The sequence below is a fragment of the Deinococcus pimensis DSM 21231 genome, from assembly GCF_000519345.1.
GTDB lineage: Bacteria > Deinococcota > Deinococci > Deinococcales > Deinococcaceae > Deinococcus_A > Deinococcus_A pimensis.
Map to the genome: position 1 here is coordinate 30,553 of NZ_KI912636.1, position 6,736 is coordinate 37,288.

Annotated in this window: 8 protein-coding genes and 1 pseudogene; 1 reads left to right on the top strand and 8 read right to left on the bottom strand. The window is 71.1% G+C overall.

The genetic code is table 11. The features are described 5' to 3' along the window. The 5 genes from DEIPI_RS29555 to era all read right to left on the bottom strand — a co-directional run. The coding region (locus DEIPI_RS29555) for an acetyl-CoA carboxylase carboxyltransferase subunit alpha (RefSeq protein ID WP_045233902.1) at positions 1–823 on the bottom strand (823 nt) is incomplete at its 3' end. After that, positions 820–1,701 (bottom strand): acetyl-CoA carboxylase, carboxyltransferase subunit beta, encoded by an 882-nt coding sequence (accD, locus tag DEIPI_RS0107970; protein WP_027481424.1) that lies wholly within the window; start codon positions 1,699–1,701, stop codon positions 820–822. The genes DEIPI_RS29555 and accD, both read right to left, overlap by 4 nt. Before the next feature lie 143 nt (positions 1,702–1,844). Then, entirely contained in the window at positions 1,845–2,297 is a 453-nt protein-coding gene (locus tag DEIPI_RS0107975) for a hypothetical protein (RefSeq protein ID WP_027481425.1), read from the bottom strand. Between the two features lie 159 nt (positions 2,298–2,456). After that, positions 2,457–3,749, bottom strand: a complete 1,293-nt coding sequence (locus tag DEIPI_RS0107980) for a thymidine phosphorylase (protein ID WP_027481426.1) — start codon at positions 3,747–3,749, stop codon at positions 2,457–2,459. A 4-nt stretch (positions 3,750–3,753) separates the two neighbouring features. Next, positions 3,754–4,677 (bottom strand): GTPase Era, encoded by a 924-nt coding sequence (gene era, locus DEIPI_RS0107985; RefSeq protein ID WP_027481427.1) that lies wholly within the window; start codon positions 4,675–4,677, stop codon positions 3,754–3,756. A 166-nt stretch (positions 4,678–4,843) separates the two neighbouring features. Between era and dcd the strand changes: the two genes are divergently transcribed. After that, a complete protein-coding gene (dcd, locus tag DEIPI_RS0107990) occupies positions 4,844–5,407 on the top strand; it encodes a dCTP deaminase (protein WP_027481428.1) in 564 nt (187 codons plus the stop codon). 115 nt (positions 5,408–5,522) lie between these two features. Here the strand turns inward: dcd and DEIPI_RS29560 are convergent, their stop codons facing one another. The 3 genes and pseudogenes from DEIPI_RS29560 to DEIPI_RS29565 form a co-directional block, all read right to left on the bottom strand. Further along, positions 5,523–5,888, bottom strand: a complete 366-nt coding sequence (locus DEIPI_RS29560) for a YraN family protein (RefSeq protein ID WP_045233903.1) — start codon at positions 5,886–5,888, stop codon at positions 5,523–5,525. Beyond that, positions 5,885–6,553: an HAD family hydrolase gene (locus tag DEIPI_RS0108000; RefSeq protein WP_027481429.1), complete on the bottom strand. Its 669-nt coding sequence runs from the start codon at positions 6,551–6,553 to the stop codon at positions 5,885–5,887. The genes DEIPI_RS29560 and DEIPI_RS0108000 overlap by 4 nt, the downstream gene beginning before the upstream one ends. Next, a pseudogene (locus DEIPI_RS29565) lies at positions 6,550–6,736 on the bottom strand (hypothetical protein); the annotation flags it as partial. The pseudogene DEIPI_RS29565 and the gene DEIPI_RS0108000, both read right to left, overlap by 4 nt.

Consider the following 6,736-nt stretch of genomic DNA (forward strand, 5'->3'; position numbering starts at 1 on the left):
CGGCGGCGTCCGGGTCGTGATGCGCGCCGCCGGGCGGTTCCGGCACGACGTCTTCCACGATGCCGAGCCGCAGCAGGTCGGGCGCGGTGAGCTGGAGCGCCTCGGCGGCCTTCGGCGCCTGCGCGGAGTCACGCCAGAGGATCGCGGCGCAGGACTCGGGGCTGATGACGCTGTACCACGCGTTCTCCTGGATCAGGACGCGATTGCCGACGCCGATGGCGAGCGCGCCGCCGCTGCCGCCCTCCCCGATCACGGCGCACACGGCGGGCACCTTGAGGCGCACCATGCGCTGGATGCTCTCCGCGATCGCCCAGGCCTGCCCGCGTTCCTCCGCGTCGATGCCGGGGTACGCGCCGGGCGTGTCGATGAGCGCCACGACGGGCAGGCGGAACTTGTCCGCGAGGTCCATGAGCCGCATCGCCTTGCGGTAGCCCTCGGGGTTGCTCATGCCGAAGCGGCGCCGCACGCGGCCCTTCGTGTCGCGGCCCTTCTGCTGCATCAGCAGCATCACGCTCTGACCGCGCAGCCTCGCGGGACCGCCGATGAGGGCGGGGTCGTCCCCGAAGGCGCGGTCGCCGTGCAGTTCCGTGAAGTCCGTGAAGATCCGCTCGGCGTAGTCGAGGGCGGTGGGCCGCCCCGGCGTGCGGGCGAGCTGGACGCGCTCCCAGCGGCTGAGGTTGCGGCCGCGCTCCAGGCGCATCCGCTCGATCTTGTCGCGCAGGGGGCGCAGTTCCGCCTCGAGGTCCTCGCCGCTCTGACGGGCGAGGCCTTCGAGGTCCGAGAGGCGCTGTTCGAGGTTGGCGAGGTTCGCGTCGGTGGTCATCGTGCGGCTCCGGACGTGAGGGCGGGCGCGGCGTCGCGCGCGCCGAGGAAGGTCCCGAGGAGCCGCGCGAGCGTCGCGCGCTGTTCGCGGCGGTCCGTCACGAGGTCCACCATGCCGTGCTCCAGCAGGAACTCGGCGCGCTGGAAGCCCTCGGGGAGGTTCTGGCGGATGGTCTGCTGGATCACGCGCGGCCCCGCGAAGCCGATGAGCGCGCCGGGCTCCGCGACGATGACGTCCGCGATCGTCGCGAAGGACGCGGTGACGCCGCCCGTGGTGGGATCCGTGAGGACGCTGACGTAGGGCAGGCCGCGCCGCGCGAGCTCCTCGAGGGCGACGGTGGTCTTGGCCATCTGCATGAGGGAGAGCGCGCTCTCCTGCATGCGCGCGCCACCGGACGCGGCGACCAGCACGAGCGGCAGCCCGGCGCCCGCGGCGTGCTCGGCGGCGCGGGCGATCTCCTCGCCGACGACGGAGCCCATGCTGCCGCCGCTGAAGGCGAAGTCCATCACGGCGACGGTCACCTCGACGCCCTCGATGCTGCCCGTCCCGGTGAGGATCGCGTCGGGACGTCCGGTCTTCTTCTGGGCGCGCGCGAGGCGTTCCGCGTAGGGTTCCGTGTCGGTGAAGGTGAGAGGGTCGAGGGGCAGGACGCGCCCGCTGAGCTGACGGAAGCTGCCCTCGTCGAGCAGGACGCGCACGCGCGCGTCGGCGTCGAGGCGGTGGTGATGACCGCAGGCGGGGCACACGAAGCAGTTCGCCTCGAGGTCCTTGTTGTACACGCTGGCCTTGCACGCCGGACATTTCGTCCAGAGTTCGGGCACGTCGTTCTCGGCGGTCTGCTGGGGCCGCTTGCGTCTGAAGATCCGGTCGAGCGCCACGAGGCGCATTCTAACGTTCGTTCACGCGCGGGGTTGAACCCGGTATACAAATAAGTCGGAGAGACGCGCTGCCGCACCAGGCACGAGGACCGGGCCGTCACGGTCCGTGCACGGGTGGAACGCCGTCAGGGCGCTTCCCCGGTCTATTCGCCCAGGCGGCGGCGCAGGTAGTCCTCCAGCTGGCCGATGTCGGCGCTCAGCTCGTCACGCACGCGGTCCACCCGCGCGGAGACGGTGTCGCCCAGCGCGGCCGGCGAGGAGGCGCGCAGCGTGCCGAACTGCTCCTCCAGGTACGTCTGGAGCTGCGCGAAGCGCGTGCCCTCCTGCGCGTCGAGGTTGGCGCGCAGCGTCTGCATCTCACGCAGCAGGCGGGCGCTGTCCGCCTTGGCGCGCAGATCCGCGAGGGACGTCAGCAGCGAGAACAGCAGCGCGAGCGCGCCCGCCGTGACGAGCAGGATCATCCCGAGCGGCGCGCGGTACGGCCCGAAGCCGAACAGGCTGGTGGTGTGCGGGAACATCAGCGAATCGAAGTTGAACGCGCCGAACGCGACGAGCGCGGCCAGCACCACGATCAGGACGACGGTGTTGAATCTCATGAGAACCCCCGGTGGGGTCAGCGTACACCAGCGCACCGGGGGTTCTCTTGAGCCTCACCTGAAGGCGATCTGGAGGGACGCGTGGAGCGTCGATCCCCGGCTTCGTACGGACCCGAGCGGTCGGGTCCTCACGCCTGGACCGTCAGCGCGTCTCTCCACTCATTGGACGCGGCCCAGCACCAGCGGCGGCACGCCCGGCGCCGTCTCCGAGAAGGTCAGACCCGTCCGGACGAGGTCGAGGGCGCGGTCCACGCCGCGCCCCCGGTGGTAGAGGCGCGCGACGGTCTCCCCCGCCCTCACGGCCTCGCCGGGTTTGCGGACGAGCTCCACGCCGACGCCGTGATCGATGGCCTCGCCCTTGCGCTCCCGGCCGCCGCCGAGCGCGAGGACCGCGCGGCCCACCGACAGGGCGTCCACGCCCGCGACGAAGCCGTCGCGGTCCGCCGTGATCTCCGCGCGGCCGGGCGCCACGTCGAAGCGCGCCGTGTCGTCCACGAAGGAGGCGTCGCCGCCCTGCGCCGCGACGAACTCGCGGAACTTCCCGAGGGCCGAGCCGTCCTCGATGACCGCGCGGGCGCGCCGCTCGGCGTCCTCGCGGGTCGCGCCGTGCGCCATCAGCGCCTCCTCCGCGAGCGCGAGGCACAGGTCGAGCAGGTCGCGCGGACCCTCGCCGCGCAGCGTGTCGATCGCCTCGATCACCTCCAGGCTGTTGCCCGCCATGTGCCCGAGCGGCGTGTCCATGTCGGTCAGCAGGGCGCGCACGCGGCGGCCCGAGTGCGTGCCGATCTCCACCATGGCGCGCGCGAGCCGCTCGCCGTCCCCGGGCGTGCGCATGAACGCGCCCGCGCCGACCTTCACGTCCAGCACGATGGTCCGCGCGCCCGCCGCGAGCTTCTTGCTCATGATGCTCGACGCGATGAGCGGCACGCTGTCCACCGTGGCCGTGACGTCCCGCAGGGCGTAGAGCAGCCCGTCGGCGGGCGCGAGGTTCCGGCTCTGCCCCACGAGCGCCATCCCGACGCGGCGCGCCTGCGACGTGAACTCCTCGTCGGAGAGCTGGTCGCGCCAGCCGGGAATGCTCTCGAGCTTGTCGATCGTGCCGCCCGTGTGCGCGAGCCCGCGACCGCTCATCTTCGCGACCGTCAGGCCGAGCGCCGCGAGCATCGGGCCGAGCACGAGGCTCGTCTTGTCGCCCACGCCGCCCGTGGAGTGCTTGTCGACCGTGTCGCCCAGCGCGGACAGGTCCAGCATGTCGCCGCTCTCCGCCATCACCCGCGTCAGCAGGGCCGTCTCGGCGGGCGTCATGCCGCGCAGGAACACCGCCATCAGCCACGCCGCGACCTGGTAGTCGGGCACCTCGCCGCGCGTGTACCCGCCGACGAGCGCGCGCAGGTCCGCGAGGTCGTGCTCGCCGCCGTCACGCTTCTTCTGGATTAGCTCCGGGACCCTCATGCGTTCACTCGTAGCCGAGCTCGCGCAGCGCTTCCTGATCGCGGCGCCAGTCGGGAATCACGATGACCTCCAGCCCGAGGTACACCTTGCGCGAAAGGAAGACTTCGAGTTGCTTGCGCGCCGCCTGCCCGATCTCGCGCAGCTGCTTGCCGCCCGTGCCGATCACGATGCCCTTGTGGGCGTTCTTCTCCACGATCAGCTCCGCCTCGATGCGCTGCAGACCGTCCTGCCGCTCCGTCCAGCTCGTGACGCGCGTCGCGACGCTGTACGGCAGCTCGTCGCGCAGCTTCTTCATCGCCTCCTCGCGGACGAGTTCCGCCGCCCACTGCTCTCGCGACTGGTCGGACGCGGCGCCCACCGGGAAGAAGAAGGGATTCTCGGGCAGCTGGGCCAGCAGGTTCGCGCGGAGCTCCGCCACGCGCGCTGGGTCGTTCTGCGCGCTGAGCACGATCTCGGTCGTCTCGGCGTCGCGGCCCTCGAGCAGGGCGCGGTAGAGCCGCATGGCCTCCTCGGGGTACTTCGCGGCGTCCACCTTGTTCCCGACGAGCACGAGGGGCCTGGGCAGGTCACGCACGACGCGCGCGACCAGTTCGTCCTCGTCCGTCGGGGGGTGACGCAGGTCCGCGACCCACACGATGACGTCCACGTCGGAGAGCGCGCCGTGCACCTCCTCGTTCATGTACTTGCCGAGCGCGTCCTTGGGCTTGTGCAGGCCCGGCGTGTCCACGAAGACGATCTGGCTGTCCTCGCTCGTGAAGATGCCGCGCACGCCGCGCCGCGTCGTCTGCGGACGGTGAGAGGTCGGCGCGACCTTCACGCCGAGAATGGAATTGAGAAGCGTCGACTTGCCGACGTTCGGCTTGCCGACGATCGCGACGAAGCCCGCGCGGGTGGGGGTGTCGCCCTGGTTCATGGAAACGTCCGTCATAACTCCTCATTGTAGCGGTCAGCCGTCAGCCTTCAGCCTTCAGCGATCGACCCGGTTCCCAGCCCCGTCGCCGGAACGCTCATCCACCGCCGCGCGAGTCCGGTACCGCTCCGGCCCACTGCTGGCTGACGGCTGATCGCTGACCACTTCCCTTACAATGCAGCGCATGAGCATCCGACCCGACTGGTGGATCCGCGAGAAAGCGCAGCAGGGCATGATCGAACCCTTCGCCGACCGGCTCGTCCGCCGCAGCGAGGGCGGCTCGGGCATCATCAGCTACGGCCTGTCCAGCTTCGGCTACGACCTGCGCGCCGCGCCCGAATGGCGCGTGTTCGTCAACGCGTTCAACACCGTCGTGGACCCCAAGCACTTCGACGTGCGCTCCCTCGTCGAGGCGGACGGCCCGGAATGCATCATCCCGCCGAACTCCTTCGTGCTGACCAGAAGTGTTGAATATCTGCGAATTCCTGATAATGTTATGGTGATCGCTCTAGGAAAATCGTCGTACGCAAGATGCGGCCTCGTGGCGAATGTAACGCCTCTGGAACCTGGATGGGAAGGCCATGTCACTCTTGAAATCAGCAACACGACTCCACTACCCGCGAAGGTGTATGCGGACGAGGGCATCGTTCAGTTGCTGTTCTTCGAGGGCGACCGTCCGGAGGTCACGTACGGGGACCGTCAGGGCAAGTACCAGGGGCAGACGGGCGTCACTCTTCCAAAGTTGTAGGGACGCGCTGACGGCCCTGGCATGAGGACCGGGCCGTCCCGGTCCGTACGACGCCCAAAAGTTGTAGGGACACGTCACCGCCCCGCCGAAGACGCGGGGCGGCCTCTTCGCGTGCTCAGCCGGTGACGTTCTCGACGTGGGTGAGTTCGCCGCGTTCCGGGTCGCCGAGGATGCCGATGACGTCGATGCGGCACGGGACGTCGTCGCGGCCGTGCTCGCGCAGGAGCCAGGTGAGGGCGGCGCGGCGGACCCTGCGGAGCTTCTCGGGTGTGACGCTCTCGACGGAGGTGCCGTGGGTGGCGCGGGCGCGGTGGCGGACCTCGGTGAAGACGACGGTGTCGCCGTCACGGGTGACGAGGTCGAGTTCACCGCCGCGCACGAGGTAGTTGCGGGCGAGGAGGGTGTGGCCGCGCGAGCGGAGGTACGCGAGGGCGCGGCGTTCGGCGCGTTCGCCCGCGTCCGTCCCCTCGTGCGGGGTCACGTGCGGTCGTAGGGGTGCGTGGCGAGCCACGTGGTGAAGTCCGGGACGGTCCAGCGGGCCCCGGCGGCGAGGAGCGCCTCGGGCGTCTGGGTGGTGCTGAGGGCGCAGACGGTGCATCCGGCGGCGGCGGCGCTCCGGACGCCCGCGACGGCGTCCTCGTGGGCGAGGCAGTCGCGCCCTTCGAGGCCGAGGAGTCGCGCGCCGCGTTCAAAGGGTTCGGGGTGGGGTTTGCCGCGTGTGACGTCGCTGCCGAGGACGCGGTTCACGAAGCGGTCGTGCAGGCCGAGCGCTTCGAGGCCGAACTCGACGTTCTCGGTGTCGGCGCTCGTGACGAGCGCGTACGGGACGCCGCGCGCGTCGAGCTCGTCGAGGTACGCGCCGAGCCCGGCGATCTCGCGCAGGTTCCCGAAGGCGAGGTCGCGGTAGCGGCGTTCCTTGGCGTCGTGGAGGGCGCGGGCCTCCTCGGGGGTGGGTTCGCGTCCGGTGAGGCGGGCCTGGATCTCGGGGTTGCGGCCCCCGTCGACCTTGGTGTCGAGGTCGTGGTCGGTGAGGTCGAGGCCGAGGAGGTCGCGGGCGATTTCGCGCCAGGCCTGGCGGTGGTGGGCGTTGTTGTCGGTGAGCACGCCGTCCATGTCGAAGAGGACGCCGCGCGGCCAGGGCGTCACGGGGCGTCCTCGCCCTGCAGGAGGCCGAGGTCGTGCATGAGGCCCGCGTAGAGGCGGACGGTGAGGCGGCGGACGTCGTCGACGGGGGCGCCCTCGGGGGTGCGTTCGTGCGCGACGAGCAGGGCCTGCGAGAGCACGTCGGCGTAGACGGGCAGGGGCGTGGCGGGCGGGGCGGGCTCGCGG